The organism is Streptomyces sp. NPDC098781, from assembly GCF_044759995.1.
Taxonomy (GTDB): Bacteria; Actinomycetota; Actinomycetes; order Streptomycetales; family Streptomycetaceae; genus Streptomyces.
Genome location: NZ_JBIWAK010000015.1, coordinates 66,220 through 92,897, shown reverse-complemented (window position 1 = coordinate 92,897; position 26,678 = coordinate 66,220). Strand labels below are relative to the sequence as shown.

The window sequence follows — 26,678 nt, the reverse complement described above, 5'->3', positions numbered from 1 at the left end:
CGCCCGAGCGGCAATGCCTACTAGATGATCATTCGAGGCCGCTCGGACCAACCCGAAAGGGGCAACGGGGGACGGCCGGCCGTGTCAGGCCGGGGTCAGTCCAGTTCCAGGACTCTCGCGTGCAGCACCTGGCGCTGCTGGAGCGCCGCGCGGACCGCGCGGTGCAGGCCGTCCTCCAGATACAGGTCGCCCTGCCACTTCACGACATGCGCGAAGAGGTCGCCGTAGAACGTCGAGTCCTCGGCGAGCAGGGTTTCCAGATCGAGCTGGCCCTTGGTCGTCACGAGCTGATCGAGGCGGACCGGGCGCGGCGCGACGTCCGCCCACTGCCGGGTGCTTTCCCGGCCGTGGTCGGGGTACGGCCGGCCGTTTCCGATGCGCTTGAAGATCACACGGAAAGCCTACCGGTCAAGACCTTCCGGGCGCAGCCATGGCAGCGGAGTGCGACGCTGGAAAAGACGTGGCAAACCGGGATGAAACGGCGATCGTCGCGGAAATGGCGGCCGGATCGGAAGCCGGAACGGCCCCGACCGGAAGCCGAGCTGGTGGCCCGGGTCGAGTCGAACACGGTGCCGATCGTCAGCCGGTTCGGTTCCCTGGGCCGGTCGGGTGAGCCGAGCCGGACCGCGAGCGCCGGAGCACGAGTGCGCGGAGGCCTGAGATGAGCGACCGCAAGACCACGCCCGGCGCCGGGTCCGGGACCGTGCCGTCGGCTCCGGCGCCCGAGGGACGCGGCGGTGCCCCCGCGCTGCCGCAGGAGGCCCTGGAGATCGCCGCCGGATACGCCTTCGCCGGCCCCGCCCTCGATCTGGGCGCCCTGATCTGGGACGGGCGGTGTCTGCCGGACGCGCAGATCCGCGTGCCGCTGCCGATGCTCAACCGGCACGGCCTGGTCGCGGGCGCCACCGGTACCGGCAAGACCAAGACGCTCCAGCTGATCGCCGAGCAGCTGTCGGCGCAGGGCGTGCCGGTGTTCCTGGCGGACGTCAAGGGCGATCTGACCGGGATCTCGGCGCCGGGGCAGCCCGACGACAAGGTGCGCTCCCGGGCCGCCGAGGTGCACCAGCAGTGGACGGCGGCCGGCTTCCCCGCCGAGTTCTACGCGCTGGGCGGCATCGGCCGGGGCATCCCGGTCCGGGCGACGATCACCAGTTTCGGCCCGGTGCTGCTGTCCAAGGTCCTCCAGCTGAACCAGACCCAGGAGCAGTCCCTCGGCCTGATCTTCCACTACGCCGACACCAAGGGCCTGGAACTGGTCGACCTCAAGGACCTCAGGGCGGTCGTCGCCTTCCTGACCTCCGACGAGGGCAAGGGGGAGCTGCGGAACATCGGCGGGCTCTCCACCGCCACGGCCGGGGTGATCCTGCGCTCCCTCACCGCCTTCGAGGCGGAGGGCATGGCGGACTTCTTCGGGGAGCCGGAGTTCGACACGAACGAGTTCCTGCGGACGGCGCGGGACGGGCGAGGTGTCGTGTCGGTCCTCGAACTGTCCGCCGTACAGGACCGACCGCGGCTTTTTTCGACGTTCATGATGTGGCTGCTCGCCGACCTCTTCCACGATCTGCCGGAGGTCGGGGACGTCGAGCGGCCGAAGCTGGTGTTCTTCCTCGACGAGGCGCATCTGCTGTTCGACGACGCGTCGAAGGCGTTCCTGGACTCGATCACCCGGACCGTGCGGCTGATTCGCTCGAAAGGGGTCGGCGTCTTCTTCGTGACGCAGACGCCGAAGGACGTACCGGCCGAGGTGCTCGGCCAGCTCGGCAACCGGGTCCAGCACGCGTTGCGGGCCTTCACACCGGACGATCAGAAGGCGCTCGGGGCCACGGTGAAGACGTTCCCCGATTCGCCGTACGACCTGGAGGAACTCCTCACCGGCCTGGGTACCGGCGAGGCGGTCGTGACGGTCCTGAGCGAGCGGGGAGCGCCGACGCCGGTCGCCGCGACCCGGCTGCGGGCGCCCGAGTCGCTGATGGGGCCGGTCGAATCGGGTGCGCTGGAGCGGGCGGTCACGTCATCGGCGTTGTACGGGCGGTATGCACAGGCTGTGGACAGGGAGTCGGCGTACGAGCGGCTCCAGGCGTCGCGCGCAGGCAAGGGTCCGGACGAGATGTGTGCGGCGGCGGAGGCCGGGGAGCGGGCGGGGACGGGGGAGCGGCGCGCCCGGCGCGAGGACGACTCCTCCGTCGTCGAGCAGGTCGTCGGGAGCGGCATGTTCAAGTCCCTGGCTCGGTCGGTGGGTACGCAGATCGGGCGGGAGATCACCCGGTCGCTCTTCGGCACGGCGCGGCGGAGGCGGTGACCCGGAGAGAGCCCGCCTCCGCCGCGACCGTCAGCCGCGCTCCCGGACCTTCGGGGGAAGCTGCGGCTTGTCCTTCTTCACCTGCGGTTTCGGCGTGTTGCGGGTGGCCTCGGCGCGCAGCAGGGCGCGCAGGACCGCGTAGTGGTCGGTGGGCATGACTGTGCTCCTCGTGTCGTACTGACGGACCTCGTGGCGGGGTCTGTCAGCAGCGCAGGACCACGGTGTGCGACAGGTGCGGGACGTACGGCGGCCGGGGCGGCGCGGTGAGCCGCGGGGCCGGTGCGGCACCGGGCACCGGACTCGGCGCCGGGGCCGGGCGGGTGCGTACGGCGTGCCGCCGTTCGGCGCGGGCCGGGGGCCGCAGGGCCGTGTCGAGGGCGTCGTGCTCGGCGACCTCGGCGGAGGCGCCGACGACCGTCGGCAGGGCGTGCGCGTGGGCGTGTGCGCCGGGCACCAGCAGGGCGAGCAGCAGCACGAGGACCCGCAGCCAGGCGCGGCTGCGCGAGCGGCATCGTGCGGTACTCACGGAAGGTCATCTCCCCGGGGGCGGTACGGCGTTCATCGCGTCCGGCGGGAGATCCGCCCGCACGGCGTACGGGGCAGGGGTGGGTATCACTGTGCGTGTCACAGTTCGCGCGGGACCTGATGGGCCGTTCCCCGCAGTCGCAGGGCGGTGACGATCTCGACGATGCCGACCGCCACGAGCCAGCATCCGCCGAGCACCATCAGGACGGTGATCGACTCCACCGGCGAGACGATCAGCACGATCCCGGCGAGGAAGGTGATGACGCCGAGCAGGATCTGCCAGCCACGGGCCGGCACGGACTGGTCGGAGGCGGCGGCCAGCGACTGGGTGATGCCGCGGATGAGCCAGCCGATCCCGATCCACAGGGCGAGCAGCAGCGTCGACTGCATCGCGCCGCGGAAGCAGAACAGACCCAGCACGATCGACAGGGCACCGCTGACGAAGGCCAGCACCCGCAGCGAGGTCGTCCGGTGCGTCCCGAACGCGGCGACCAGCTGGAACACGCCGCTGATCAGCAGGTAGAGCCCGAAGAGGATCCCGGCCACACGAACCGAACCGTCCGGCCAGACGAGGATCACCACCCCGAGAACCAGGGAGGCGACCCCGGTGACGAGCACGACCTGCCAGGCGGCACGGGAGAGCGCGTGCAGCGGCCCCTCGAAGGCCGGCTCCGGCTCGTGCGTCACCACCGGCCCCGGGGGTCCGGAGGGATTGTTGCCGGAGTGAATCCGGCGATCGTCGTAGTCCCGGCCCCAGGGGGAGCCACCAGGCGCCTCGTTCATGCTCCAAGCTCAGAACGGGACGACGACGCCCGCCATTCGGGGCGGTCCAGTCGGCTGACGGGCGGGGGTGGGCGCCACATGTTGGACTGATCCCACCCGCGAACGGACGTCCGATCCGCCCGGCGCCGCCTACTTGCCCGCGGCCTTGGCCGCCTTCGCCGCTGCCTTCATCTCCTGTTTGTGGGCGCGGACCTTGGCCAGGGAGTCGGGGCCCGTGATGTCGGCGACCGAGCGGTGGGACTTCGGTTCGCCGTAGGCGCCCGCGGCCTCCTGCCAGCCCTTCGGGCGTACGCCCAGTTGTTTCCCCAGCAGGGCCAGGAAGATCTGGGCCTTCTGCTTGCCGAAGCCGGGCAGGTCCTCCAGGCGGCGCAGTAGTTCGCGGCCGTCGTCGACGCCCTTCCAGACGAGCTCGGCGTCACCGTCGTAGTGCTCGACCAGGTACTGGCACAGCTGCTGGATCCGCTTGGCCATGGAGCCCGGGTAGCGGTGCACGGCCGGCTTCTCCGACAGCAGGGACACGAACGCGTCCGGGTCCTGCGCGGCGATGTCGTGCGCGTCCAGGTCCTGCGCGCCGAGCCGGTCCGCGATCGTACGGGGTCCCTTGAACGCCCACTCCATCGGAACCTGCTGGTCCAGCAGCATGCCGACCAGCGCGGCGAGCGGGCTGCGGCCGAGGAGTTCGTCGGCCTCGGGGTCCTGGGCGAGATGCAGGGTGACGTCCATGACCCCGATCATGCCGCGCCCGCCGCCCGGACGCGCGCGGGGGCAGGGGCGCGTCAAGGGGTGCGCGCCCCTGCCCGGTTCAGGCGCGCCAGTACCCCAGCGCGTTCACCCGCTGCTTCGGCAGTCCCAGCTCCTTGCGGACGTACGAGGTGAGGGCCCGGGTCGTCGCCGTGTCGCAGGCGATCCAGACGTACGGGTCCGAGGTGCCCTTGAGCAGGTCGGGCAGGGTCTCCTTGACCTGGGCCACGAGGTGGGCCCCGGCGTCCTGCCTCGGCAGCGTCCGTACCTCGTGGCGGGACTCGGCCGTACGGAAGGGCAGGCCGTCCCGCTCGCCCTCGAACCACACCGTCGCGGGCGCCGCGTCCAGCGCGGTGAGCAGGGAGTTGAGGGCGGGCAGCGAGGCGGTGTCGGCGATGGCGAAGACATGGGAGGGCGCCGGGTCGGGGTCGGCGAAGCCCGTGCCGTGGATGGTCGCCTCGATCGTGTCACCGGGCTCGGCCGTGCGCGCCCAGTCGCTGGCGACTCCCTCGTGCAGCGCGAACTCCAGGCTGAAGGTGCCGGCCTCCGGGTCCGGGTCGACCAGGGTGTAAGCGCGCTGATGCGGCTTGCCCGCGTTGTCGAACCAGAGCCGGACCCACATGGTGGGGTGGACGCCGGTCGCCGCCAGCATGCCGCCGTCCGTGAGGTGGACCCGGCGGTAGTGCTCGGTGACGTCCTCGGACCCCGTCACCGTGAACACGAAGTCCTTGGCGCGCAGCAGCTTCAGGACCGCGCCCTCCCAGCCGTGCCCCTGCCCCATGGTGTCTTCACCCTTCGCGTACGATTCCTGCACCAATAACTTAGGGAAGCCTAACCTAAAGCAAGGGAGGGGCACAGGTGACCGGCGAGATCTTCCGCGATGCCTGGGGCATTCCACATCTCCGCGCCGACGGGGCGAGAGAACTCGCCCGGGTACAGGGCCGGGTCACCGCCCTCGACCGCGCCTGGCAGCTTGAGGTCGAACGGCACCGGGCGCAGGGCACCTCCGCGTCCTTCCTCGGGGCGGAGGCCCTGCCCTGGGACCGGTTCGTCAGACGGACCCGCCTCGACGACACGGCGAGACGTTGCTTCGCCGAGTTGGAGAGACGGGACCCGGAGACGTCGGGGTGGGTGCGGGCGTACGTCGACGGGGTCAACGAGCAACTGGCCGAAGGCGCCCGCCGCTCCCCCGAGTTCGCCAGGGCCGTTCTGGCGCCGGGCCGTTGGGAGCCGTGGACCCCGCTCGGCGTGTGGCTCGGCATCCACATCCTCTTCGCGGGCTTCCCGGCCAAGCTCTGGCGTGAGCAGGTCGTCCGGCATCTGGGCGCCGACGCGGTCGGGCTGTTCGCCGCGGACGGGCCGGGCACCTCCGGCAGCAACGGCTGGCTGGTGAGCGGGGAGCGCACCGTCACCGGGCAGGCGATCATCGCCGGCGACCCGCACCGCTTCATCGAGGAGCCCGGCGTCTACCAGCAGATCCACCTGTCCTGCCCGGAGTTCGACGTCGTCGGCCTCGCCGTCCCGGGTGTCCCCGGCATCGCCCACTTCGGCCACACCGGCAAGGTCGCCTGGGCCATCACCAACGCCATGGCCGACTACCAGGACCTGTACCGCGAGCGGTTGCGGCGCACCGGCGCGGGCGTGGAGGCGCTGGACCCGGACGGGGTGTGGCGTCGGGCCGTCCGGCACACGGAGGTCGTGGAGGTCGCGGGGGAGGAGCCGGTCGAGGTCGAGGTGATCGAGACGGCTCGCGGGCCGGTGGTCATCGGTGGGCCGGAAGGGCTGCCGGACGGCTTGCAGGAAGGTTTCTCCAGCGAGTTCCCCGACGACGCCCAGCCGCTCGCCGTAACCCTGCGCCACCCGCCCCGCGTCACCGCCGACCTCGGCTTCGGCGCCCTCCTCCCCCTGCTGCGCGCCCGCACCGTCGCCGACGTCGACCGTGCCGTCGACCTGTGGGCCGAGCCCGTCAACGTCGTCCAGGCCGCCGACACCGAGGGCGGTCTGCTGCACCGCGTCGCCGGGAAGGTGCCGGTGCGGTCCGAGGCCAACGGCTGCCGGCTGGTGCCCGCCTGGGAGCCCGGTCACGAGTGGCGCGGCTGGCACGAGACACCCCGCGCCGGCCTCACCGACGGCGTCGCCGCCATGGCCAACCAGCGCGGTGTCGCCGGCCCGCTCGGCGTCGAGTTCGCCCCGCCGCATCGCGCCGACCGCATCACCGCCCTGCTGGCCGAGAAGCCGCGCTGGTCGGTCGCGGACATGCCGGCCATCCACATGGACACCCAGCTGGCCTCCGCCGAGCCCCTGCTGGACCTCCTGCGCAGTCTCGACGAGCTCACCCCCGAGGCCGCCCGCATCCGGGAGACCCTGCTGGGCTGGGACCGACACATGGACGCGGACAGCGTGCCGGCGGCCGTGTACGCGCGGGTGCGCGGGGCCGTCGTACGGCGACTCGCCGCCCATCCGGCGTTCGCCGCGCTGGCCGCTCCGCCCGCCTACTCGGAGGTCCTGCTGCCGTGGCTGGCGCTGCTCCCACGGGTCGGCTTCGCCCTCGAACACCTGTTGAGTGCCGAGAAGATGTACGGCGTCGACCGGGCCGAGACGGTCCGCGCGGCGGTCGAGGAGGTGGCCGCCGAAGAGAGCGGCGAGCCGTCCGCCACAGCCCGGCCGACCTGGGGCGACAGCCACCGGCTGGCTCCCTGGCGGGCGCTGCCCGATCCGTCGTACCCGGAACCCGGCCTCTCCGGCGACCACGACTGCGTCCTGTGCACCTCGTCCGTCCCCGGCCTCACCGACCTGAGCGCCCGCGGCCCCGCCGCCCGCTACATCTGGGACCTGGCCGACCGTGAGGACAGCCGCTGGGTGGTGCCGCTCGGCGCCTGCGGCATCCCCGGCTCGCCCCACCACCGTGACCAACTCCCCCTGTGGCTCCGCGGAGAGCTGGTCCCGGTCGTCACCGATTTCACCGAGTTCGAGAAGGAATCCGATGTCTGAGCTGCCCACGGCCGCCCGCGAGACCGCGCACCCCGTTCATCAACAGGCTGTGGACGGCTTCGGCACCGTCGTCATACGCCCCCTCGACCCGCGCACGGACGCCGAGGCCGTCCACGGCTGGGTCAGCCAGGAGCGGGCCGCGTTCTGGGGCATGAACGGCCTGACCAGGGACCAGGTGGCCGAGATCTACGCCCACATGGCCACCCTGGACACCCACCACGCCTTCCTGGTCGTCAGGGAGGGCGCGCCCGTCGCGGTGCTCCAGACGTACGAGCCGGAGGCCGACCGGGTCAGCGAGTCCTACGACGTCCGGCCCGGCGACATCGGCGTCCACCTGCTGCTGGCGCCCCCCGGTCCCGAGGGCGGGCGGCCCGGCTGGACCTCGGCGCTGCTGACGGTCGTCGCGTCGTACGTCTTCGGCACCCTGGACCGCGAGCGGGTCGTCGTCGATCCGGATGTGCGCAACGAGAAGGCCGTCGCCCGTTTCCTGCGGCAGGGCTTCACGGCCGGGCCGGTGGTCGTGCTGCCGGAGGTCGACCTGCCCGACGTGCACATCCCTCAGAAGCAGGCTCAACTGGCATTCCTGGACCGGGAGGTAGCCTTCCGGGCGTGACCCCGGATGAACTCGTCGCGTATTTCTCCCTGGAGCCGATCCCGCGCGAGGGCGGGCTGTTCCGGCAGACCTGGGCGGGGCCGGAGCGGCCCGACGGGCGGCCGCAGGGCACCGCGATCGTCGCGCTGCTCACCGCGGACGACTACTCGGCCCTGCACCGGCTGCCGTCGGACGAGGTCTGGCACTTCTACCTCGGCGTCCCCCTGGAGATGCTGCTCCTCGCCCCCGACGGCAGTACCCGCACCGCCGTGCTGGGCCCCGACCTGAAGCGCGGCCAGCACATCCAGCTCACCGTCCCGGCCGGGACCTGGATGGGCGCGCGGGTCGCGGCGGGCGGTTCCTGGAGCTTCTTCGGCTGCACGATGGCGCCCGGTTTCACCTACGAGGGCTATGAGCACGGCGACCTGGCCGAACTGACGGCGCGCTATCCCTCCGAGGCCGCCCGGATCGCGGCACTGTGCCGACCATGAGCGGACTCCTCGAAGGACAGGTCGCCCTGGTCACGGGCGCGGGCGGCGGCATCGGGCGGGGGATCGCGACACGGTTCGCGCAGGAGGGCGCGGCGGTCGTCCTGCACTGCCGTACGGCCGTGGCGGCGGCGGACGAGGTGGCCTCCGGGATCCGGGAGGCGGGCGGCCGCGCCGTCGTGCTGCGGGCCGATCTCACCGACGAGGAGGAGTGCCGGCGCGTGGTCGGCGAGGCCGCCGAGTGGGGCGGGGGGCGGTTGACGGCGCTGGTCAACAACGCGGGGGTGCAGCCGACGCGGGAGCTGCCGGGGATGTCCCTGGCGCAGTGGCGGGCGGTCGTGGACACCAACGTGTCGAGCGTGTTCGCCTGCACCCAGGCGGCGGCGGAGGTCATGCGGGGGCAGGGCGGAGGCGGTTCGGTGACCCACATCGCCTCCATCGAGGCGAGCCGTCCGGCGCCGCTGCACGCCCACTACTCCGCGGCGAAGGCGGCGGTACGGATGCACGCCCGCTCGGCGGCACTGGAGTACGGCCCCTTCGGCATCCGCGTCAACTCCGTCTCGCCCGGTCTGATCCACCGGGAGGGGCTGGAGGAGGCGTGGCCGGAGGGCGTACGGCGCTGGAAGCAGGCGGTGCCGACCGGCCGGCTGGGGCGCGCGGAGGACGTGGGGGACGCGTGCGTGTTCCTGGCGTCGGGGCTGGCGTCGTGGGTGACGGGGCACGATCTGGTCGTGGACGGTGGGGTTTCGGCGCGGCCGACGTGGTGACTGCGGGCACGCGCCCTGGTGGGGCGATGGGGGGCCGCCGCCCCTTCACGCCCCGCACACCTCCGCGCTGAGTCCGAAGGGCTCCGCGTCCGTACATACCCTCGAGGCCTCGAGTCCGACGACGGAGATGTGACAGACGTGGGGTGCAATGACCGCCGACAACCGCTCCGCCGACCCGCCGACCGGCGACGACTTCAAAGGCTGGTGCTGCTGGGCACCCTGCTGGTCCTGTTCCTCCTCGGCGGTACGGGACCGGCGTCGGCCCACGCTGCCCTCCGGGCCACCGACCCCGAGGACGGAAGCGTCCTCAAGTCGGCCCCCCGTGGCATCACCCTGACCTTCACGGAGTCCGTCGGCCTGCTGGAGGACTCCTTCCGCGTCCTGGACCCCGACGGCCGCCGGCTGCGCACGGGCGAGCCGCAGCACGGCTCGGACGGCGCCGAGACCGCCAGTGTCACGCTGCCCGGGAAGCTGGCGCAGGGGACGTACACCGTCGCCTGGCGGGTGGTGTCGGCCGACAGCCACCCGGTGTCGGGGGCGTTCACCTTCTCCGTCGGCAAACCCTCCCTCACCACGGCCACCGTGGACACCGGCCCCACCGAGGACCCGGCGACCAAGAGCCTCTACAACATCGCCCGTTATCTGGCGTACCTCGCCGTCGCCCTGCTCATCGGCACGGCGACCTTCACGGCGGTCTGCCGTCCCCCGGACGCCCCGGTCCTGCGGCGGCTGCTCCGGACGAGCTGGTGGACCCTCGTCGCCGCCACCCTCGCGCTGCTGGCGCTGCGGGCCCCGTACGAGACGGGCGAGGGCCCCCTCGGCGCCCTGGACGCCGGCTCCCTCACCCGGACCCTGACCGGCCGCCCGGGCGAGATCCTGCTGGCCCGGCTGGCCCTTCTGCTGGCGGCCGCCCTCTATGTCCTGCGGCTGTCCAGGAGCCGCAAGCCGTACGGCTGGACGGGCGCCGCGCTCGCCGTGGGACTCGCCGCCACCTGGGCCGCCGGCGAGCACGCCTCCGCGGGCATCCAGGTGCCGGTGGCGATGACGTCCTCGGCCCTGCACCTGCTGGCCACCGCCGTCTGGCTGGGCGGCCTCACGGCCCTGCTCGTCACGCTGTACCGCGCCCACCTGACTTCGGCCGCCGTCACCCGCTTCTCGCGCCTCGCCTTCGCATCCGTGACGGTTCTCGTCGTCACCGGCGTCTACCAGTCCTGGCGCGGTCTCGGTTCCCTGGACGCGCTCACCGGCACGACGTACGGCAGGCTCCTGACCCTCAAGCTGGTCGCCGTGGTGCTGCTGCTCGGCGCCGCGGGCGTCTCCCGGCGCTGGACGGCCCGGCTTGCGTCGGTCGACGCGGCGGCCGAGACGGTCGTACGGGAGAAGGTGCCCGAGCCGGTCGGCGGCCCGCCGCTGCCCGAGCCGCCGCGGGCCGACCGGCCCGACGCCCCCGCCGCGGATCCGCAGCGCCGGGCCCTGCGCCGCTCCGTGCTCGCCGAAGTCGCCGTCGGCGCGGCCGTCCTGGCGGTCACCACGCTGCTCACCAGCACCCTGCCCGGCCGCGCGGAGGCGGAGGCGGCGGCCGGGGCGCCCACGGTCATCGGTGCCTCCGTGACCAACGTCCCCTTCGACCTCGGCACCCCCGGCGGCCACGGCAAGGTGCAGATCACCATCGACCCGGGCCGGGTCGGCGACAACTCCATCGAGGCCCTCGTCTACGGCCCCGACGGCGGTGTGTCCATCGTTCCCGAACTGCGGATCTCCTTCACGCTCCCGGCCAAGGACATCGGCCCCCTCGACGCCGAACTCACCGACAAGGGCGGCTACTGGGGCAACAGCTTCCTCAATCTGCCGATCGCCGGGAAGTGGGAGATGAAGGTGACCGTGCGGACGTCGGACGTCGACCAGGTGACCGAGTCGAGCACGGTTGTGGTGCGTTAGCAGATCAGACGGCCTGACAGGTCGTCTCTTCGGCCGGGCCGCGCCGTGAACGTTCCCGGATTTCGATCATCACGGCGCTCACCACTGGGTTCGAGATATCGGTCACGTTTCCGAAACGGCGATCGACATCTCTTGACGCATGACCAGACATACGGCTGTTATTGCGCCACCGTGTTCGGTCAAGTTGATTTCTGATCGGTTACGACGGACTTCGACTCGCCCAACCCTCATGATCGAACCTTGCCACCAGGAGCCGTAGATGCAGCACTTCTCCCCCTCCGGTCTCTCCCTGCCCTCGGCCAGTCGACGCACCCTGCTGCGCGGCATAGGCGGCGCCGCCGTACTCGGCGCGGGCATTCCGCTGCTCAGCGCCTGCGGCGGCAGCGGCACGGCGAGCGACCCGAAGACCGTCACCCTCGGCTCCAAGGCGTCCGACGCCGTGCCGAAGAAGGCGTTCGCGGACATCTACGCGGCCTACAAGAAGAAGTCCGGCATCACGGTCGACGTGAACACCAAGGACTCCAACACCTTCCAGGAGCAGATCAACTCCTACCTCCAGGGCACGCCGGACGACGTGTTCACCTGGTTCGCCGGCTACCGGATGCAGTTCTTCGCGGCCAAGGGTCTGGCCACCCCGATCGACGACGTGTGGAAGACCATCGGGGACAACTTCCCCGAGGCGATGCACAAGCTCAGCAAGGGCGAGGACGGCAAGTACTACTTCGTGCCGCTGTACACCTACCCCTGGGCGATCTTCTACCGGAAGAGCGTCTTCAAGCAGTACGGCTACGAAGTCCCCACCACCTGGGACGACTTCATCGCCCTGTGCAAGCAGATGCAGAAGGACAAGCTGGTCCCGATCGCCTTCGGCGACAAGGACGCCTGGCCCGCGCTCGGCACCTTCGACCAGATCAACTTCCGCCAGAACGGCTACGACTTCCACGTCGAGCTGATGGCGGGCAAGGCCTCCTGGACCGACGCCAAGGTGCGCAAGGTCTTCGACCTGTGGACCGAGATCCTCCCCTACCACCAGGAGGGCGCGGTCGGCCGCACCTGGCAGGACGCGGCCCAGACGCTCGCCTCCAAGAAGGCCGGGATGTATCTGCTCGGGACCTTCGTCGCGCAGCAGTTCACCGACAAGGCCGCTCTGGATGACCTCGACTTCTTCGCCTTCCCGGAGATCGACTCGGCGTACGGCCAGGACACCGTCGAGGCGCCCACCGACGGCTTCATGATGAGCAAGAGCCCGAAGAACAAGACCGAGGCCGTCAAGCTCCTGGAGTACCTGGGCACTCCCGAGGCCGAGACCGTCTACCTCAAGTCCGACCCGAGCTCGGTCCACGCCTCCACCAAGGCCGACACCTCGTCGTACACCGCCCTTCAGAAGAAGGCGTACGACATGATCGCCGGCGCCAAGTCCCTGACCCAGTTCATGGACCGCGACTCCCGCCCCGACTTCACCTCCACGGTGATGCAGCCGGCGCTCCAGAAGTTCATCCGTGACCCCAAGGGCGTCGACAGTCTGCTGTCCTCGATCGAGCGCCAGAAGAAGACGATCTTCGCGTCCGGCTGAGCCGGCTGACCTGGCTGATCGATATGACTACAGAAACCACCAAGGAGATCCCGGAGGCGGCCGCCGTGCCGCCTCCGGGCGCTGCCCCCGCGAAGAAGGTGTCCCAGGGACACCGCCGTCTGCTCACCCGCCGCGACCGGCTCACCCTCGGTCTGATGGCGGGCCTGCCCACGATCCTGCACATCGCCCTCGTGTGGGTGACGGCCCTCGCCTCGGTCGCGCTGGCCTTCACCACCTGGGACGGCATCGGCTTCGGCTCGATCAAGTGGGTCGGCCTGGAGAACTTCAAGGAACTGTTCTCCAACAACCCGCAGTTCTGGCCGGCCGTCGAGCACAACGTCATCTGGTTCGTCGTCCTGATCGTGATCCCGACCCCGCTCGGCCTGTTCCTGGCCGTGCAGCTGGACAAGCGGATCCGGTTCAGCAGGGTGTACCAGACCGCGTTCTTCCTGCCCGTCGTGATGTCGATGGCCGTCATCGGCTTCGTCTGGCAGCTGATCTACAACCCCGACACCGGACTGATCAACAGCGTCATCGGCGCCAACGAGCCGGGTAAATACATCGACTGGATCGGCGACCCGGACCTCAACCTCTGGGCGATCCTCGTCGCCGCGTCCTGGCGGCACACCGGCTACATGATGATCCTCTACCTGGCCGGTCTGAAGGGCGTCGACCCCTCGCTGCGGGAGGCGTCCGCGCTGGACGGCGCCAATGAGTGGCAGACGTTCAAGAACGTCATCTTCCCGACCCTGCGCCCGACGAACACCGTCGTACTCGTCGTCACGATCATCGAGGCGCTGCGCGCCTTCGACCTGGTCTTCGTCTTCAACAAGGGCGCCGAGGGCACCGAGTTGCTCTCGATCCTGGTCACCAACAACATCATCGGCGAGTCCAGCCGCATCGGTTACGGCTCCGCGATCGCGGTCGTGCTGCTGCTGATCTCCCTCGTCGTGATCATTCCCTACCTGGTGGCCACCTTCCGGAAGGAGCGGCGCGCATGAGCACCAGCACCGTTGCGCTGAAGAAGCGCACTCCCCTCCGCCCCGCCCGGATCCTGCTGCACCTCTTCCTCGCGGGAGCGGCGCTGGCCTGGCTCGCGCCGCTGCTCTGGGCCGTCTACGCGGCGCTGCGGCCGTACGCGGAGACCAGCGAGAAGGGATACGTGTCCTGGCCGGACACGCTGAACTTCGACAACTTCACCAACGCGTTCACGCAGTCGGACATGAGCCACTACTTCGTCAACACCATGATCATCGCCGTCCCGGCGGTGCTGTTGACGCTGTTCCTGTCCTCGATGGTCGCCTTCTACGTCAGCCGCTTCGACTTCCGTCTCAACCTGGCCCTGCTGCTGGTCTTCACGGCAGGCAACCTGCTCCCGCAGCAGGTCATCATCACCCCGCTGTACCGGCTCTACCTGCTGATCGACCTGCCCGGCATCACCATGAGCGGCAAGCTGTACGACTCCGCCCTCGGCCTGGTGCTGATCCATGTCGCCTTCCAGTCCGGCTTCTGCGCCTTCGTGCTCAGCAACTACATGCGCACGCTGCCGCACGAGCTGACCGAGGCCGCGCTGGTGGACGGCGCCTCGGTGTGGCGGCAGTACTGGCAGATCGTGCTGCCGCTGTGCCGCCCGGCGATGGCGGCCCTGGCGACGCTGCTGTCCATCTGGATCTACAACGACTTCTTCTGGGCCCTGGTCCTGATCTCCACCGGCGAGAACATGCCGATCACCTCGGCGCTGAACAACCTCTCCGGCGCGTACTTCACCGACCCCAACCTGGTCGCGGCCGGTGCGTTGATGACCGCGATCCCGACGCTGATCGTCTACTTCGTGCTCCAGCGGCAGTTCGTCAGCGGCCTGACGCTGGGCGCCAACAAGGGCTGACGGCCCCTTTCGTGAAAGAGACACCCGTGCACCACCCCTTCACCCCCGTCGCCTCCGTCCCCGTGGACCCGCGCACCGCCCGCGTCCACGAGGAGGGCTGGCAGTCCTGGAGCCCGAGCGGTGCGTACGCCCTGGGCGACCGCCCGTACCGCCCGACCAACGAGAACTGGGCGACGGTCTGTTACCGGCCCGGCGTGACCGTCCCCGAGGGTGCCTTCCAGGGCGAGGGTCTGCTGGCCCTCGACCCTGGCGACGGCTCACCGGTCCGTCTGTGGGCGGCGGCCGACCCCTTCGGCGCGGTGCCGTCCATCCGGCTGGTCGTGACGGACGGCGGCATCGCGGACGTCACCGCCGACGGCCCGGTGAAGGAGTGGACCGGAACGGACATCCAGTCGGTACTCGCCGACTGGGCGGACAGCCTGGGCCTGGCGGCCCCCCGCCCGGCCCCGACGGTCTGGTGCTCCTGGTACGAGTACTTCACCGCCGTCACCGAGGACGACATCCACGAGAACCTCCGCGCGATGGACACCCTCGACCTGCCCGTGGACGTCGTCCAGATCGACGACGGCTACCAGCAGGCCCTCGGCGACTGGCTCACCCTCTCCGGCCGCTTCCGCTCCCGCGCGGCCATCGCCGACGCGATCAGGGTGAAGGGCCGCCGCGCCGGCATCTGGACGGCCCCCTTCCTGGTCGACCCGGCGAGCGACCTGGCCGCCGAGCACCCCGAGTGGCTGGTGCGCACCGCCGACGGCGACTTCACCCACGCCGGCCGCAACTGGGGCCACGACCTGCGCGTCCTGGACACCACACACCCCGAGGCGGCGGCGTATCTGACGGACGTCTTCCGGACGCTGCGCGCCGAGGGCTACGACTACTTCAAGGTCGACTTCCTCTACGCGGGCGCCCTGGACGGCGTACGGCACGAGCCGGACGTCGACGCGCTGACCGCGTACCGCGACGGCATCCGGCTCATCCGCGAGGCGATCGGCGCGGACGCCTACCTGCTGGGCTGCGGTGCCCCGATGCTGCCGTCCCTCGGCCTGTTCGACGCGATGCGGGTCAGCCCCGACACGGCCCCGCACCGCCGCCCCGAGGCCGACGACTACAGCCAGCCCGGCCAGGACCCGGCCGAGTTCACCGGCGTCGGCCGCCAGTGGCAGCACGGCCGCCTCTGGATCAACGACCCCGACTGCCTGATGGCCCGCCCCGCGGTGGAGACCCGCGAGCAGTGGGCGGCGCATGTGGAGGCGACGGGCGGCCTGATGGCCTCCAGCGACCGCCTGCTGTCCCTCGACGAATGGGGTGTGGCCACCACTCGCCGCCTCCTCGGCGGAGCCGCCCGATGAAGCGCGAACTGTCCGTCCCCGGCATCGCCTACGGCGGCGACTACAACCCCGAGCAGTGGCCCGAGGAGGTCTGGGCCGAGGACATGCGCCTGATGCGCGAGGCCGGGGTCACCATGGTCAGCGTCGGCATCTTCTCCTGGGCGCTGCTGGAGCCGAAGGAGGGCCAGTACGACTTCACCCTCCTGGACCGCGTCCTCGACCTGCTGCACGCCCACGGCATCGCGGCCGACCTCGCGACCCCGACGGCGGCGCCCCCGGCGTGGTTCTTCCGCGCCCACCCCGAGGCGCTGCCCGTCGACAAGGACGGCAGGGGACTGTCGTACGGCAGCCGTCAGACGTTCTGCCCGAGCAGCCCGGCGTATCGCGAGGCGGCCCTGCGGATGGCGGGCGAGCTCGCCCGGCGTTACGCGGACCACCCGGCGCTGGCGATGTGGCACGTCCACAACGAGTACGGCTGCCACAACGCCGAGTGCTACTGCGACGAGAGCGCGGCGGCGTTCCGGCGCTGGCTGCGGGTCCGGTACGAGGACCTGGCGGCGCTGAACGACGCGTGGGGCACCCGCTTCTGGAGCCAGTGGTACTACGACTGGGACGAGATCCTCCCGCCCCGCCCCACCGGCGCCGTCCCGAACCCCACCCACCAGCTGGACTGGCGCCGCTTCTGTAGCGACGAGCTGCTGTCGCTGTACGACGCGGAGCGCGAGGTGCTGCGGGAAGCGGCCCCGACGGTCCCGGCGACCACCAACTTCATGGTGATGTACAACTTCGACGCCCTCGACTACTGGCGCTGGGCCCCGAAGCTGGACGTCGTCTCCAACGACCACTACCTCCGGTCCACCGATCCCGAGTCCGAGATCGACATCGCGCTCAGCGGCGACCTGGTCCGCTCCCTCGCGGGCGGCCCCTGGCTGTTGATGGAGCACTCGACGGGCGCGGTGAACTGGCAGCCGGTCAACCGGGCGAAGGGCCCCGGTGAGCTGCGGCGCAATGCCCTCGCCCACGTGGCCCGGGGCGCGGACGGCATCGCCTACTTCCAGTGGCGAGCGGCGAAGGCGGGTGCCGAGCAGTGGCACTCGGCGATGCTTCCGCACGCCGGCACGGACAGCCGGATCTGGCAGGACGTGGTCCGGCTCGGCGCGGACCTGAAGGCGCTCGCGGAGGTGCGCGGCAGCGTCGGCACGGCCGAGGTGGCGATCGTCTGGGACTGGAACGCCCGCTGGGCGCTGGAAATGCCCTCCCAGCCGAGCGCGGAGCTGCGCTTCCTGGACCTGGTCCGTGCCTGGTACGAGCCGCTGTGGCGGTCGGGCGTGGCGGTGGACTTCGTACGGCCGGACGCGGACCTGTCGGCCTACCGAGTGGTGTTGGCCCCTTCCCTTTACCTGGTGGACGACGAGGGCGCGAGGAACCTGACGTCCTTCGCGTCGGGCGGCGGCACGCTGGCCGTCGGCTTCCACAGCGGTGCGGTCGACGAGAACTGCCATGTCCGGCTGGGCGGTTACCCGGGCGCGTTCCGCGAGGCGCTCGGGGTACGGACCGACGAGTTGTTCCCGCTGCTGCCCGGCGAGTCCGTGTCCCTGAGCGGCGGCGGCACGGGAACCCTGTGGTCGGAGCGGGTACGGCTGGACGGCGCGGAGGCGGTCGAGTCGTACACCACCGGTCCGCTGGACGGCGTACCGGCGGTGACCCGCAACTCCCACGGTGACGGGGTGAGTTGGTACCTGGCCACGCTGCCCGATCCGGCGACCCTGGCCGCGCTGCTGGACCGGGTGCGCCGGGAGGCGGGAGTGGAGCCGGTGCGCGGCACTCCGTACGGCGTCGAGGCGGTCCTGCGGCGCGGCTCGGACGCCGACTACCTCTTCCTCATCAACCACACCGACACTCCCGCCCATGTGGCGGTCGCGTCGGACGCCACGGAACTGCTGACGGGCAAGCAGGTGCCGGGCTCGGTCAGTGTTCCGGCGGGCGAGACGGCGGTGGTGCGGGAGCCGCACCGGTAGATCCCGCCGTGTGGCAGGGTGGCCGAGGGCGCGGCGATCCATCACGTCGAGGCGTACAGCGTCCGGATGACCGAGCGCCGCCCGGTCCTGCACGCGGACGGGACGATCGGGATGAACGCGGGCCCGGTGGAGTTCAAGCGCCGCTGAGCCCTCGGCGGGCTGGGCGGGCCCATGGGCGGCGCACATGGGGGTATTCGGACGGTATGAGGCATTCAGCTGCCGGAGTGCGCCGTCCCCGTCGTCCCCGCCATGCCTGAGCTGCCGGATGTCGAGGGTTTCCGCAGGGTGCTCCAGTCCTGTGCGAAGGGCAGGATCGTGCGGCACGTCGAGGTGCGGGACGCGGGCGTCCTGCACGAGGTGAGCGCGCGGCGGCTGCGGGAGGTGCTGGAGGGCCGGCGGATCACCGCGGCGGAGCGGCACGGCAAGTGGCTGCTGGCCCGCACCGGCGGCCCCACCCTCATGCTGCACTTCGGCATGACGGGCGAACTGCTCTGCGCCCACCCCGACGACGCCCCGGCCCCCCACGACCGCGTCCTGTTCACACTCACCCGCGACCACCAGCTCCGCTACCGCGACCAGCGCAAACTCCAGGGCCTGTGGCTGGCGGACGCCGAATCCGACGTCGTACGACGGCTGGAGCGGCAGGGCCCGGACGCGCTGACGATGGACCGCGCGGCGTTCGATACGGTGCTCCGCACCCACCGGGGCACGGTCAAGAGCGTGCTGATGAACCAGTCCGCCCTGGCGGGCCTCGGCAACCTGCTCACCGACGAGATCCTCTGGCGCGCGAGGCTGCACCCGTCGGGCCGGGTCGGCGACCTCACGGAATCCGACCGCCGCTCCCTCCACACCCATATGCGCCGCACCCTGCGTGCCGCCTTGCCCACCGGCCGAGTCCCGCCGCGCGACTCCTGGCTCACCGGCCACCGCGACACTCCCGACCCCCACTGCCCCCGCTGCGGCTCCCCGCTGCGCCGGTCCAGGGTGGCGGGGCGTACGACGGTCTGGTGTCCGGGGTGTCAGGGCGGAGGTGGGTGAGGGAGACGAAGATCCGGCGCACCGCCTGAGGCGCAGGGGACTCGGGCCCCGGGGGACACGCCCTCGTACGCTGTTCCCGTGCCGCCCTCCCCCCGCCTGCACCGTGTAGCCGTCCTCGTGCTCGCGGGTGCGAAGCCGCTCGATGTCGGCATTCCGGCGCAGGTGTTCACGACCCGCGCGAGCATGCCGTACGAGGTGCGGGTGTGCGGTGCGGAACCCGGGCTGGTGACCGGCGGCGACGGCCTGTCGTACTACGTCGCCGACGGCCTCGACGCGCTCGACTGGGCCGACATCGTCTTCATCCCCGGCTACCGGTTCCCGGACCGCGAGGACCCGCCGCGGGCCGTCGTGGATGCGCTGCTGGCCGCCCATGCCCGGGGCACACGGCTCGCCGCGATCTCGACGGGCGCCTTCGCGCTCGCCGCCACCGGCCTGCTCGACGGCAGGCGCGCCACGACGCACTGGCATTACTCGCGGGCGCTCGCGGCGAAGCATCCCCTGGTCCAGGTCGACGAGAACGTCCTGTTCGTCGACGAGGGCAGCGTGCTGACCTCGGCCGGCGCCGCCTCCGGCATCGACCTGTGCCTGCACATCCTGCGCGGCGACCTCGGGGTGGCGGTGTCGAACCACGCGGCCCGGCGCCTGGTGGCGGCCCCCTACCGCAGTGGCGGTCAGGCGCAGTACGTGCCGCGGAGCGTGCCCGAGCCGCTCGGCGAGCGCTTCGCCGCCACCCGCGAGTGGGCGCTGCACCGGCTGGATCGGCCCCTCACGCTCGACATCCTGGCCCGGCACGCGGCGGTCTCGCCGCGTACGTTCTCGCGCCGCTTCGTCGAGGACACGGGGTACACGCCGATGCAGTGGGTCATGCGAGCCCGCATCGACATGGCCCGTGAGCTGCTGGAACGTTCGCAGCGAAGCGTCGAGCAGATCGCCACCGACGTCGGTCTGGGCACCGGCGCGAATCTGCGGCTGCACTTCCAGCGCATCCTCGGCACCACGCCGAGCGAGTACCGGCGCACCTTCGCCCAGGGCGAGTAGGCCGCCGCGGCGGGCAGCCCGCAGGTGGCGCGCAGGTGGCGCGATCCTTTTGAACCGTGGCGATCTCGCCGCTGTCAGCGGCGGAAGCCGCGCGCGAGGCTGATGGCGACGGAAGGGACACCACTCATGACTCGCATCGCGATCAACGGATTCGGCCGCATCGGACGCAATGTGCTGCGCGCACTGCTCGAACGCGACAGCGACCTCGAAATCGTCGCCGTGAACGACCTCACCGAGCCCGCCACCCTCGCCCGGCTGCTCGCCTACGACACCACGGCCGGCCGGCTCGGCCGCCCGGTGACCGCCGACGGGGACACCCTGGTCGTCGACGGCCACCGCATCACGGTGCTCGCCGAGCGCGAACCGGCGAAACTGCCCTGGGCCGAGCTCGGCGTCGACATCGTCCTGGAAGCCACCGGCCGCTTCACCTCGGCCGGGGCCGCCCGCGCCCACCTCGATGCGGGAGCACGGAAGGTGCTGGTCAGCGCCCCGTCGGACGGCGCCGACGTGACCCTCGCCTACGGGGTCAACACCGACGCGTACGACCCGGAAGCGCACACGATCGTCTCCAACGCCTCCTGCACCACCAACGCCCTCGCGCCACTGGCCGCGGTCCTCGACGACCTCGCCGGCATCGAGCACGGCTTCATGACGACGGTGCACGCCTACACGCAGGAGCAGAACCTCCAGGACGGCCCCCACCGCGACGCCCGCCGCGCCCGCGCCGCCGCCGTCAACATCGTGCCGACCACGACGGGCGCCGCCAAGGCGATCGGTCTGGTACTGCCGAACCTCGACGGCAAGCTGTCGGGCGACTCGATCCGCGTGCCGGTGCCGGTCGGCTCGATCGTCGAACTCAACACCACCGTCACCCGAGACGTGACACGCGACGACGTCCTGGCCGCCTACCGCACCGCGGCGCAGGGCCCGCTCGCCGGCATCCTCGAGTACTCGGAGGACCCCCTCGTCTCGTCCGACATCACCGGCAACCCGGCCTCCTCGATCTTCGACTCGGCCCTCACCCGCGTCGACGGCCGCCACATCAAGGTGGTCGCCTGGTACGACAACGAGTGGGGCTTCTCGAACCGCGTGATCGACACGCTGGAACTCCTCGCGGGCGCCTGAGCCGGGACGTTTCACCCGAGCCTCATCTGGCGGCTGCGGCGCGCAGCTCCCCGGGCCGCGTCAGGGGCGCGGGCTCATGGCGCGGGCGGTGGGTGGCTGACCGGTCAGGGTGGTGATCAGCTCGGCGCACACGTCGCGGAGTTTGATGTTGCGGTGCTGGGACACCGAACGCAGGAAGGCGAAGGCTTCCTCGGCCGTGCAGCGGCGCTGGCCCATCACCACCCCGATGGCCTGGTCGATGGCGCTTCGGGACTGCATGGCGGCCTTCATCTGGCCGGCGAATTCCTCGGCGTCGATGATGCGCTGGGCCAGTGCGATGCCACCGGTGGCCTGCGCCGCCAGCGACCGCAAAGCGGCCAGGTCAGTAGGGGTGAAGGCGTCGGACGGGCCGGCATACAGGTTGAGGGCGCCGGCGGTGCGGCTGTTGGCGGAGATCGGCAGGGACAGCGAGGAGTGGATGCCGTGGGCGGCGGCATAGGAGGGGTAGTCGCCCCAGCGGGTCTCGCCCAGCATGTCGGCGACGTGGACCTCCTCGCCGTTGCGGGCGGCCTGCAAGCAGGGGCCGTCGTCCTGGCCGTACTGCTTCTCGTCCAGTTCCGGTGCCGCGCGGCCGGCGCTGACGACCGTCATCGGGCGGGTCTCGCGTTCCAGGGTCACCCCGGCACCCTCGGCGTGGGACACCTCCAGCGCGGCGTCGGCCAGGGTCTGGAGAAAGTCTTCCAGTGACTGGGTTTCCAGCAGCCACTGAGTGATGGGCGGGCTGCTGTCGTGGGCGTTGTCAGCACTCATCGCTGCGTTCCTTCGCGGGCCTCGGGCCCCATGGGCGGCATAGTCTCCTGCCGCTGGGGCGACGGAGTCCCATGTCCGAAGGAACGTCTCCAGCGAAGCCACCACCTGACGCCAGCACATCGTCGGCGCGGCACGGCCTTCACTGTCACCCTACGCCCGCCGTCAGGGCGCAGCGGGTGGCCGGACAGCACTCGCCACGACGCCTCGGGCCGAGCCGTTCGCTGTCGTCGACCGACAACGTCGAAGGGCCCCACCGCGAACGGTGGGGCCCTTAGACATCGTGCCCGGTGAGGCACTGGCGGAGGATTCGAGATTCGTTCATGGGCGGATGACCACTGGCGTGGGGGGCGGCCCGTGGCCGGTTGCCGAAGTCACCGTCACTGGTGGAGCTAAGCCGCCTTGGGGCGTGCCGCACGCATGCCTGGGGCAGGCTCCTGTGCATCGTCGAGAGGGAAGATCTCGTCTTCCCCGAAGTGTGGGGCCTGGAAGGGGTTTGTCGTCGGAGGCGGCGACGATGCGCTGGAGCAGCGGGGTTGCTCTTCCAGAGCGGAGAACAGCGACGTTGGCTCGATGAGAGGTCTCGCTTTCCTTACAGGTCCCTGATGGGGCCTGGCGTGCCGTGATCGGGCACAGTGGTCCTACAGCTTGGTCATCTTGGCGTACGGGCTCAAGATCCGCAGTTGCGCCGAGCCGAAGTCCACCAGCGCCGCGATTCCGTCCTCGATGCCGATCACCCGGCCGAGACCGTGCACGTCATGCGTGACCTGGTCGCCCATGGCGAAGTGCTTGGGAGCCGGTGTGACCGGGGCCTTGAAGGGGCTGGTAGGCAAGTGACGCTTCATGGCAGCTGACTTTGTCATGACTCAGTATGAGCCTACGTGAATCCCACTTGCTATGGCCGTCGGCACAGATCCAGAAGTCAGCAACCGCTTCACGCCTCTGACCTGCGGTTACGAGACCATGGTGAGGCGAAACTCGGCCGTAGGCTCCTGGATCAGGCGCGCGGGCGCTCCAGCCACGCGGCCCCTCGGGGCACGTCATGCCCATTCGGTCGTCACGGAGGCGCTGCCGACGTCCGAGCCCGGGTCACACCGTGGTGGGGGCAGCCAGCGTCGGGTCCTGGCCGGAGTGGCGCAGCGCCTCGGCGACGAATCCGGACGCCACCAGCTCGGTCACGAGGTCACTGAGGAACTGTGTGGTCTTCGGGCGCCGCTCCTTCGGGGTACCCATGGCCTGTCGGATCGTCATGAACGCGGGCTCCAGCAGGCGCAGTTCGGCCCGCTGGGAAACGTGCGCGGTCAGCGGTTGGCGGATGCCGGCCGCCACGTCCAGGCCCTCGGCGTGGAAGACGTCGGCCCCCTCGTCGCCGCGCACCACGGTGGCGTGACGCAGGGTGCGGCTCAGGTGAAGGTCGTACGCGGACCCCTTCTTGACGCCGATGCGCACCCCGTCCCGGTCCACGTCGTCGGCAGAGACGAACGCCGAGTTCACTGGTGCCGCGTACACCCCCTCGATGTGCACGTACGGCGTGCTGAACGCGACTTCCTTCTCGCGGTCCGGATCCACGGCCAGGAAACACAGGTCGGCGTGGCCCTCGGCCATCGCGGCGTACGACTTGCGGGCCGCATCGAAGCAGATGAACCGCACCGGCAGAGCCAGACGTGCGGCAACCTCGCGGGCAAGCTCGACCGTGACCCCGGACGGCTCGTCGGGGGTGCCCTGAGCAAGGACTGGGTTGCCGAGGTTGATGGAGGCGCGCAGCACTCCGGTGGGGGCCAGGTCGTGAGCAAGCTCAGCGTCTATAGGCGTCATGGCCCGAGCCTAGGGCGACCGTCGCCCCATCGTTCGTGGTCGAAGGCTGAGACGGAAACGGGGACGGAGAACGTCGAAGGGCCCCACCGCGAACGGTGGGGCCCTTCGACATCGTGCCCGGTGAGGCACTGGCGGAGGATACGAGATTCGAACTCGTGAGGGGTTGCCCCCAACACGCTTTCCAAGCGTGCGCCCTAGGCCTCTAGGCGAATCCTCCGCCGGAAACATTACATGACCGAGAGGAGTGCTCGCGAACTCGTTCCTACCCGCTGACGTCGGGTACTCTTTGCGGAGCCCCTCACGCGGCGCTATCTGACTGAACTCCCCCAGGGCCGGAAGGCAGCAAGGGTAGGTTGGCTCTGGCGGGTGCGTGGGGGGCGTCTGCGTTCCGGGCGGAGCCTGGGTGCCGGAGCCGCTGACTCCGGCGGCGGGTCATGTTGTCAGTGGCCGCCTATAACCTCGTATGCGTGTCGTCTCTCGCGCTGTACCGCCGCTATCGCCCGGAGTCGTTCGCCGAGGTCATCGGGCAGGAGCATGTAACCGACCCGTTGCAGCAGGCGCTGCGGAACAACCGGGTCAATCACGCGTACCTGTTCAGCGGTCCGCGCGGGTGCGGCAAGACGACCAGCGCGCGGATCCTCGCCCGGTGTCTGAACTGTGAGCAAGGTCCCACTCCGACGCCGTGCGGCGAGTGCCAGTCCTGCCAGGACCTGGCTCGCAACGGGCCGGGTTCCATCGACGTCATCGAGATCGACGCAGCGTCGCACGGTGGTGTGGACGACGCCCGTGAGCTGCGCGAAAAGGCGTTCTTCGGCCCTGCGAGCAGCCGCTACAAGATCTACATCATCGACGAGGCCCACATGGTCACGTCGGCCGGTTTCAACGCGCTGCTGAAGGTCGTCGAGGAACCGCCCGAGCATCTGAAGTTCATCTTCGCCACGACCGAGCCCGAGAAGGTCATCGGCACCATCCGGTCCCGGACCCATCACTACCCCTTCCGGCTGGTGCCGCCGGGGACGCTGCGGGACTACCTCGGCGACGTCTGCGGCCGCGAGAACATCCCCGTCGAGGAGGGCGTGCTGCCGCTCGTCGTGCGCTCCGGCGCCGGGTCCGTGCGTGACTCCATGTCCGTCATGGACCAGCTGCTCGCCGGAGCGGGAGCGGAGGGTGTGACGTATGCCATGGCCACCTCCCTGCTCGGGTACACCGAGGGCTCGCTCCTCGACTCCGTCGTCGAAGCGTTCGCGACGGGTGACGGCGCCGCCGCCTTCGAGGTCGTGGACCGCGTCATCGAGGGGGGCAACGATCCGCGCCGCTTCGTCGCCGACCTGCTGGAGCGGCTGCGGGACCTCGTGATCCTCGCCGCCGTTCCGGACGCCACGGAGAAGGGCCTCATCGACGCGCCCGCCGACGTCCTGGAGCGCATGCAGGCCCAGGCCGGCACCTTCGGGGCCGCGGAGCTGAGCCGCGCCGCCGACCTGGTCAACGAGGGGCTGACCGAGATGCGCGGCGCCACCTCGCCCCGGCTACAGCTGGAGCTGATCTGCGCGCGCGTGCTGCTGCCGGCCGCGTACGGGGACCAGCGTTCGGTCATGGCCCGGCTCGACCGGCTGGAGCGGGGCGTCGAGTTCTCCGCGGGCGGTGGCATGCCCGCGATGGGGTACGTGCCCGGTCCCGACGCGCATGGCGGAGCGGCCGCAGCACCGGTTGCTCCGGTTCCTCCTGGCGGCGGTCCCGCCGCGGCCCGCGCCGCCGTACGCGCTTCCGGCCCGGCACAGACAGGCGCGGCTCCGGCGGGGCAGCCCCCGCAGCCCTCTCAGCCCCCGCAGCCCTCTCAGCCCCCGACCCCCGCCGGGCCCCCGCAGAGCGAGCAGCCGCAGCCCCCGCAGACTCCGCCCACCCCGGCGCCCACACCCGCGCCTACGCCCGCCCCGCCCCCGCAGGCACCCGCCGCACCCGCCCCCGCACCCGCACCCGGCGCCTGGCCCACCGCCGCCCCCGCGGGCGGCGGCCGGCGTCCCGGCGGCTGGCCCACCGCGGCCCCGGCCGGCGGCGGCGCCCAGCCCCCCTCCGCCGGGCCCGGCAGCACGCCCGCGCCCGCACCTCAGCCCGCGGCCCCGACCCCCGCTCCGACCCCGGGAGCAGCGCCCGCCTACGCACCTCCGAGCGGCGGCCTCGACCCCCGCATGCTCTGGCCGAACATCCTGGAGGCGGTCAAGAACCGCCGCCGCTTCACCTGGATCCTGCTCAGCCAGAACGCCCAGGTGGCCGGCTTCGACGGCACCACCCTGCAACTCGGATTCGTCAATGCCGGCGCACGCGACAACTTCGCGAGCAGCGGCAGCGAGGACGTGCTGCGCCAGGCGCTGGCCGAGCAATTCAACGTCCAGTGGAAGATCGAGGCGATCATCGACCCGTCGGGCGGCGGCTCGGTCCCCCCGCCGAGCGGCGGCTCAGGCGGTTCCGGCTTCGGCGGCTCGGGCGGTGGCTACGGCGGCGGCAGCACCGGCGGACAGGGCGGTGGCGGCGGCACCAGCGGCTACGGCGGTGGCGGTACGTCCGCCCAGCGCCCGCCCGCGCCCGAGTCGACGCCGCCGACCGCAGCCACCTCGGCTCCGGCAGCCCCGACGGGAGCCGCCGCCGCATCCACCCCGGCGACCTCCCAGCCGTCCACGCCGTCCAGACCCTCCTCCCCGGAGCCCCCGCACCCGGTCGCCCCCGAGGACGACATCCCCGAGGACGACGACCCCGACCTCAACGAGTCGGCGCTCTCGGGCCACGACCTGATCGTGCGGGAGCTGGGGGCGACGGTGGTGGAGGAGTTCACGAACGAGTAGGCGAGCAGCGGGATTCGGGCACCTGCGGCCGGCCTCCCGTCGCGGCACCCGAGGGCCATCTCCCGACGTCCGGCGCCCTGAACAGCGGGCCTGGACTTGGAGGAACGTACAGGT

Annotated in this window: 25 protein-coding genes, 1 tRNA gene and 1 other RNA gene; 17 read left to right on the top strand and 10 right to left on the bottom strand. The window is 71.2% G+C overall.

From position 1 onward, the window contains the following. Window positions 1-95: 95 nt before the first annotated feature. Complete coding sequence (locus ACIQWG_RS39335; protein WP_003999914.1) at window positions 96-392, bottom strand: type II toxin-antitoxin system VapB family antitoxin; 297 nt, start codon at window positions 390-392, stop codon at window positions 96-98. A gap of 269 nt (window positions 393-661) precedes the next feature. On the opposite strand from ACIQWG_RS39335, the gene ACIQWG_RS39330 reads away from it, so the two are divergent. Then, window positions 662-2,299: a helicase HerA-like domain-containing protein gene (locus tag ACIQWG_RS39330; RefSeq protein WP_404105468.1), complete on the top strand. Its 1,638-nt coding sequence runs from the start codon at window positions 662-664 to the stop codon at window positions 2,297-2,299. Between the two features lie 30 nt (window positions 2,300-2,329). Here ACIQWG_RS39330 and ACIQWG_RS39325 read toward each other — a convergent pair whose 3' ends face one another. The 5 genes from ACIQWG_RS39325 to ACIQWG_RS39305 all read right to left on the bottom strand — a co-directional run bounded on the left by ACIQWG_RS39325 (window position 2,330) and on the right by ACIQWG_RS39305 (window position 5,129). Beyond that, on the bottom strand, window positions 2,330-2,455 hold the full coding sequence (locus ACIQWG_RS39325) for a hypothetical protein (protein WP_404105465.1): 126 nt from the start codon (window positions 2,453-2,455) through the stop codon (window positions 2,330-2,332). Window positions 2,456-2,501: 46 nt separating this feature from the next. Continuing rightward, on the bottom strand, window positions 2,502-2,825 hold the full coding sequence (locus ACIQWG_RS39320) for a hypothetical protein (protein WP_404105463.1): 324 nt from the start codon (window positions 2,823-2,825) through the stop codon (window positions 2,502-2,504). A 98-nt stretch (window positions 2,826-2,923) separates the two neighbouring features. Next, a complete protein-coding gene (locus ACIQWG_RS39315) occupies window positions 2,924-3,607 on the bottom strand; it encodes an HdeD family acid-resistance protein (protein ID WP_404105460.1) in 684 nt (227 codons plus the stop codon). Between the two features lie 129 nt (window positions 3,608-3,736). Next, on the bottom strand, window positions 3,737-4,330 hold the full coding sequence (locus ACIQWG_RS39310; protein ID WP_404105457.1) for an HhH-GPD-type base excision DNA repair protein: 594 nt from the start codon (window positions 4,328-4,330) through the stop codon (window positions 3,737-3,739). Between the two features lie 79 nt (window positions 4,331-4,409). After that, window positions 4,410-5,129, bottom strand: coding sequence for a siderophore-interacting protein (locus tag ACIQWG_RS39305; RefSeq protein WP_404105454.1), 720 nt, complete (start codon window positions 5,127-5,129; stop codon window positions 4,410-4,412). Window positions 5,130-5,206: 77 nt separating this feature from the next. Here ACIQWG_RS39305 and ACIQWG_RS39300 point away from each other — a divergent pair, with 77 nt between their 5' ends. From ACIQWG_RS39300 to gap, 14 genes are all read left to right on the top strand, one after another. Continuing rightward, window positions 5,207-7,339, top strand: coding sequence for a penicillin acylase family protein (locus ACIQWG_RS39300; protein WP_404105451.1), 2,133 nt, complete (start codon window positions 5,207-5,209; stop codon window positions 7,337-7,339). Next, complete coding sequence (locus tag ACIQWG_RS39295) at window positions 7,332-7,952, top strand: GNAT family N-acetyltransferase (RefSeq protein WP_404105448.1); 621 nt, start codon at window positions 7,332-7,334, stop codon at window positions 7,950-7,952. The genes ACIQWG_RS39300 and ACIQWG_RS39295 overlap by 8 nt, the downstream gene beginning before the upstream one ends. Then, window positions 7,949-8,422, top strand: coding sequence for a cupin domain-containing protein (locus ACIQWG_RS39290; RefSeq protein WP_404105446.1), 474 nt, complete (start codon window positions 7,949-7,951; stop codon window positions 8,420-8,422). Before ACIQWG_RS39295 ends, ACIQWG_RS39290 begins: the two co-directional genes overlap by 4 nt. Then, the gene (locus tag ACIQWG_RS39285; RefSeq protein ID WP_404105443.1) at window positions 8,419-9,186 is read left to right on the top strand and encodes an SDR family NAD(P)-dependent oxidoreductase; all 768 of its coding nucleotides are present in this window, start codon (window positions 8,419-8,421) and stop codon (window positions 9,184-9,186) included. The genes ACIQWG_RS39290 and ACIQWG_RS39285 overlap by 4 nt, the downstream gene beginning before the upstream one ends. A gap of 204 nt (window positions 9,187-9,390) precedes the next feature. After that, window positions 9,391-11,124, top strand: coding sequence for a copper resistance CopC/CopD family protein (locus ACIQWG_RS39280; RefSeq protein ID WP_404105440.1), 1,734 nt, complete (start codon window positions 9,391-9,393; stop codon window positions 11,122-11,124). Between the two features lie 259 nt (window positions 11,125-11,383). After that, a complete protein-coding gene (locus ACIQWG_RS39275; RefSeq protein ID WP_404105436.1) occupies window positions 11,384-12,697 on the top strand; it encodes an ABC transporter substrate-binding protein in 1,314 nt (437 codons plus the stop codon). Between the two features lie 23 nt (window positions 12,698-12,720). Continuing rightward, window positions 12,721-13,698, top strand: a complete 978-nt coding sequence (locus ACIQWG_RS39270; RefSeq protein ID WP_404105433.1) for a carbohydrate ABC transporter permease — start codon at window positions 12,721-12,723, stop codon at window positions 13,696-13,698. After that, the gene (locus tag ACIQWG_RS39265) at window positions 13,695-14,582 is read left to right on the top strand and encodes a carbohydrate ABC transporter permease (RefSeq protein ID WP_404105430.1); all 888 of its coding nucleotides are present in this window, start codon (window positions 13,695-13,697) and stop codon (window positions 14,580-14,582) included. The genes ACIQWG_RS39270 and ACIQWG_RS39265 overlap by 4 nt, the downstream gene beginning before the upstream one ends. Before the next feature lie 26 nt (window positions 14,583-14,608). Then, on the top strand, window positions 14,609-15,928 hold the full coding sequence (locus ACIQWG_RS39260; protein WP_404105428.1) for a glycoside hydrolase family 36 protein: 1,320 nt from the start codon (window positions 14,609-14,611) through the stop codon (window positions 15,926-15,928). Continuing rightward, complete coding sequence (locus ACIQWG_RS39255; RefSeq protein ID WP_404105426.1) at window positions 15,925-17,925, top strand: beta-galactosidase; 2,001 nt, start codon at window positions 15,925-15,927, stop codon at window positions 17,923-17,925. Before ACIQWG_RS39260 ends, ACIQWG_RS39255 begins: the two co-directional genes overlap by 4 nt. A gap of 18 nt (window positions 17,926-17,943) precedes the next feature. After that, window positions 17,944-18,072 carry a hypothetical protein gene (locus ACIQWG_RS39250; protein WP_404105424.1) on the top strand — a complete coding sequence of 43 codons (129 nt, stop codon included), beginning with the start codon at window positions 17,944-17,946 and terminating at the stop codon, window positions 18,070-18,072. A gap of 102 nt (window positions 18,073-18,174) precedes the next feature. Beyond that, window positions 18,175-18,963, top strand: a complete 789-nt coding sequence (locus ACIQWG_RS39245) for an Fpg/Nei family DNA glycosylase (RefSeq protein WP_404105421.1) — start codon at window positions 18,175-18,177, stop codon at window positions 18,961-18,963. 78 nt (window positions 18,964-19,041) lie between these two features. After that, window positions 19,042-20,001 carry a GlxA family transcriptional regulator gene (locus ACIQWG_RS39240; protein WP_404105419.1) on the top strand — a complete coding sequence of 320 codons (960 nt, stop codon included), beginning with the start codon at window positions 19,042-19,044 and terminating at the stop codon, window positions 19,999-20,001. Window positions 20,002-20,127: 126 nt separating this feature from the next. Next, on the top strand, window positions 20,128-21,126 hold the full coding sequence (gene gap / locus ACIQWG_RS39235) for a type I glyceraldehyde-3-phosphate dehydrogenase (protein ID WP_404105416.1): 999 nt from the start codon (window positions 20,128-20,130) through the stop codon (window positions 21,124-21,126). Between the two features lie 60 nt (window positions 21,127-21,186). Here the strand turns inward: gap and ACIQWG_RS39230 are convergent, their stop codons facing one another. From ACIQWG_RS39230 to ACIQWG_RS39215, 4 genes are all read right to left on the bottom strand, one after another. Next, a complete protein-coding gene (locus ACIQWG_RS39230) occupies window positions 21,187-21,915 on the bottom strand; it encodes a GAF and ANTAR domain-containing protein (RefSeq protein WP_404105413.1) in 729 nt (242 codons plus the stop codon). Between the two features lie 638 nt (window positions 21,916-22,553). Beyond that, window positions 22,554-22,775 carry a hypothetical protein gene (locus ACIQWG_RS39225; RefSeq protein WP_404105411.1) on the bottom strand — a complete coding sequence of 74 codons (222 nt, stop codon included), beginning with the start codon at window positions 22,773-22,775 and terminating at the stop codon, window positions 22,554-22,556. Between the two features lie 226 nt (window positions 22,776-23,001). Next, window positions 23,002-23,727, bottom strand: coding sequence for a transporter substrate-binding domain-containing protein (locus ACIQWG_RS39220; protein ID WP_404105409.1), 726 nt, complete (start codon window positions 23,725-23,727; stop codon window positions 23,002-23,004). 129 nt (window positions 23,728-23,856) lie between these two features. After that, window positions 23,857-23,944: transfer RNA gene (locus tag ACIQWG_RS39215), tRNA-Ser, on the bottom strand. 73 nt (window positions 23,945-24,017) lie between these two features. Between ACIQWG_RS39215 and ffs the strand changes: the two genes are divergently transcribed. Next, window positions 24,018-24,112: signal recognition particle sRNA small type (gene ffs, locus ACIQWG_RS39210), an RNA gene on the top strand. Window positions 24,113-24,194: 82 nt separating this feature from the next. Further along, window positions 24,195-26,564, top strand: coding sequence for a DNA polymerase III subunit gamma and tau (locus ACIQWG_RS39205; RefSeq protein WP_404105406.1), 2,370 nt, complete (start codon window positions 24,195-24,197; stop codon window positions 26,562-26,564). Window positions 26,565-26,678: the final 114 nt, after the last annotated feature.